Source organism: Flavobacterium sp., from assembly GCF_044338735.1.
Lineage (GTDB): Bacteria > Bacteroidota > Bacteroidia > Flavobacteriales > Flavobacteriaceae > Flavobacterium.
This window is the reverse complement of record NZ_JBIIWV010000203.1, coordinates 1-3,500: the sequence shown is the minus strand read 5'-3', so window position 1 is coordinate 3,500 and position 3,500 is coordinate 1. Positions and strand designations below refer to the sequence as shown.

At 29.8% G+C, this 3,500-nt stretch carries 4 protein-coding genes; 1 reads left to right on the top strand and 3 read right to left on the bottom strand.

Annotated features, from left to right (window positions below):
• The 3 genes from ACIQZC_RS10075 to ACIQZC_RS10065 all read right to left on the bottom strand — a co-directional run.
• Positions 1-250: carbonic anhydrase (locus ACIQZC_RS10075; protein WP_396139094.1), on the bottom strand; the 250-nt coding region annotated here is incomplete at its 3' end.
• A gap of 18 nt (positions 251-268) precedes the next feature.
• Positions 269-1,852, bottom strand: a complete 1,584-nt coding sequence (locus ACIQZC_RS10070; protein ID WP_396139093.1) for a SulP family inorganic anion transporter — start codon at positions 1,850-1,852, stop codon at positions 269-271.
• 62 nt (positions 1,853-1,914) lie between these two features.
• Positions 1,915-2,205, bottom strand: a complete 291-nt coding sequence (locus ACIQZC_RS10065) for a hypothetical protein (RefSeq protein ID WP_396139092.1) — start codon at positions 2,203-2,205, stop codon at positions 1,915-1,917.
• 173 nt (positions 2,206-2,378) lie between these two features.
• On the opposite strand from ACIQZC_RS10065, the gene ACIQZC_RS10060 reads away from it, so the two are divergent.
• A complete protein-coding gene (locus tag ACIQZC_RS10060) occupies positions 2,379-3,320 on the top strand; it encodes a LysR substrate-binding domain-containing protein (protein ID WP_396139091.1) in 942 nt (313 codons plus the stop codon).
• Positions 3,321-3,500 lie beyond the last annotated feature (180 nt).

The following is a 3,500-nucleotide window of genomic DNA, read 5'->3' as shown; positions in this document are numbered from 1 at the left end:
TTCCAGCAATTCTTACCGAAAAAACATCGCCTAGACCTTGATCAAAAATTAGTTCTGCCGAAGTTCTACTATCAATACAACTCAAAATAGTTGCAAATGGCCATTGACCATCTCTAGTTTCATTAGCTTGTTCTAATAAATTTCTATTTGCTTTTAAATTATTAACAAAACGACTGTTTCCTTCTTTCAAAAATTCTAATGCAGTGCGAGGTGTCATTTGATTTTGTGTTTCTTTATTATGTGCTTTCATGCCTATATTTTTTTTAAATTATTTTGACTCTTTAATTTTTACGTGTTTAAATTCTGTTTCTTCAAAATCATAATAGTCTTTAAAACCTTTTAAGGTTAAATCTATTTCTTTATCTTGAGATTGGACGTTTTTAAAATCTTTTATCAATTCTACTACATCAAAATCGATATATTTTGTGTTTGAGGCATCAATAATTAATTTTGAATTATTTGGAATGCTTCCTAAAGTACTCTTAATGGCAGCTTTGTTCAAAAATGAAACTTCTTGAGCAAGTTTAATTGTTATTACATCGCCATCATGAAACGATTCTTTTTTAAAAGAATACGCAATTTTTAAATTTTGGTATAAGATAAAAATAATACTCACAGCTAAACCAATTGCAACTCCCTTTAATAAATCGATGCCTACAACAGCAATTACTGTGATTACAAAAGGAATAAATTGAGAATAACCACTTTTCCATAAGTGAATAAAAACGCTAGGTTTTGCTAATTTATACCCTACCATTAACAAAACAGCTGCCAAAGCGGCTAACGGAATTTTGTTTAAGATAAACGGAATTGTTAATGCAAATGCAATCAATAAAATACCATGAAAAATAGTAGATAACTTTGTTTTTGCGCCCGAACTGATGTTTGCAGAGGAACGAACTACTACTGATGTCATAGGTAAGCCGCCTAATAATCCACTAACAATGTTTCCAATTCCTTGTGCTTTTAACTCGCGATTGGTATCCGTAAATCGTTTATATGGGTCTAATTTATCGGTTGCTTCAATACATAATAAGGTTTCAATAGAAGCAACTACAGCAATGGTTATAGCAACAATCCACACTTTCTCATTAGTTAATGCAGAAAAATTTGGCAATGCAAATCCATTACTAATTTTGGTAAAGGAAGGTAAGTTTACCAAATGATTTTTTGTTGTAATTGCTAAAACAGAATCAGAATAAATGAATAACTCATTTAATATTATACTCAAAACTACAACAACAAGTGCGCCAGGAACCAGTTTGATTTTCTGTAAAGCAGGAACTTTTTGCCAAGTAATTAAAATGGCTAATGACAAAAGAGCAATAATCAGTGAACCGCCATGAATAAAATTAATGGATTCAAACAAAGTATCAAAAGTACTGTGTCCCGATTTTTCTATGAAGAAAAAATCGCCTTCATTGTCAACATCATGACCAAAAGCATGTGGAATTTGTTTTAAAATAATGATGATTCCAATAGCGGCAAGCATTCCTTCAATCACACTTGTTGGAAAATAATTTGAAAAACTTCCTGCTTTTAAAAATCCTAGACCAATTTGAATTAATCCTGCTAAAATTAATGCTACTAGAAAAATATCAAAACCGCCTAAATCGGTAATTGCAGTTAAAACAATTGCGGTTAAACCCGCTGCAGGACCTGTTACACTCAAGGCAGAGTTGCTCAAAAAACCAACAACAATTCCGCCAATCACACCCGATACAATTCCTGAAAACAAGGGTGCACCTGAGGCTAATGCAATTCCTAAACACAATGGCAAAGCCACTAAAAAAACAACTAATCCAGATGCAAGGTCTCCTTTTACATTGGAAAAAATAGAATGATTACTCATAAATAAAATATAATACATTAATAATAATTCGCCTCTTTATTAAGCGATAATAAACTATTGTATTATACTAAATTTGGTGGTGGTGAGAAAATTTGATGTGCTAAATTGGTAAAACTTAAATTAGTTTCAGAGGAAACAATTAAAAATTTAGGTAAATTACTAGAAAGATTTTCAAACTCAAAATCTATAAACGGAACAGATTTAATTTCGTCAAAACAAACTTGACTTTCTTCCTCTTCGCACAGGGAATAGAAATATGAAGTATCTACCTCTTTGTCAATCAAACTTATTAAAGTAGGAGTTGACAAAAACGTAATAAAAATTAGTGCTATTATACTTGCTAAAAATTTCATGGTACAAAAATAGTAGTTTGAATTAATTTTAATCATAAAATTTTATTAAAATATTTTAATCTACATATTAAATTTTTGATAATAATATAGATTAAGATATGTCAAATAATAAAACCTAAAACATATAAGTTTAATTGATTAGTTTTTATATTTGCATCAAAATTATCAATACTATGACGATTACTCAATTACATTATGTTTTAGCTGTTGCCGAATACAAAAACTTTACACTTGCCGCCGAAAAGTGTTTTGTAACACAACCTACCTTAAGTATGCAAATTCAAAAACTTGAAGATGAATTAGATATACTAATATTTGACCGAAGTAAAAAACCCATTTTACTAACCGAAGTAGGTGATAAAATTGTAAATCAGGCAAAAAATATTGTTAATGAAGCCGGTAGAATAAAAGATATTGTAGATCAACAAAAAGGCTATATTGGTGGCGAATTCAAAATAGGGATTATTCCTACTATAATGCCGACTTTACTTCCAATGTTTTTGAATAATTTCATAAAGAAATATCCAAAGGTAAATTTGATAATTGAGGAACAAACGACCGAAGAAATTATCAAAAAATTAAAAAATGGTCATCTAGACTGTGCTATTGCTGCAACTCCTTTAGAAGAAGAAAACTTGAAAGAAATTGTACTTTATTTTGAACCTTTTGTTGCATACATGCCAGAAAATCATGTTAGTTTTAATAAAAAAGAAATTACAATAGACGATTTAGATCTTGACACTATTCTATTATTACAAGACGGACATTGTTTTAGAAATGGCATTTTAAATTTATGCAAAAACAATAAATATATTGCAGATAGTCATTTTCAATTAGAGAGTGGTAGTTTTGAAACGTTAATAAAATTAGCCGATGAAGGACTAGGAACAACCTTACTGCCTTTCCTGCACACGTTAGATCTAAATGATAAAAATAAAACTAAATTAAGAGCCTTCAAAGACCCAAAACCTGCTAGAGAAGTAAGTTTAATTTATCCAAAAAACGAATTAAAAATTCACATCATTAACGCATTACGCGATGTTATATCTGGAGTTGTTAGAGGAGCAATAGCCTTTAGTGATGTAGAAATTATAAGTCCGAAACCTAATAAATAAAAAATCCCGATAAATCGGGACTTTTTGTTAGTTAATATAAATTAAACATTGTCTTAATTCAGGTTTCTCTTTGGTGAATTGTAATAACCATTCACGCAATTGTTCTAATTCGTAAGGAAGTAAATTTTTTAATGCTTTTTCTAATTCCTTGCAAAATAATTTGGGATCAAAACTAACTCG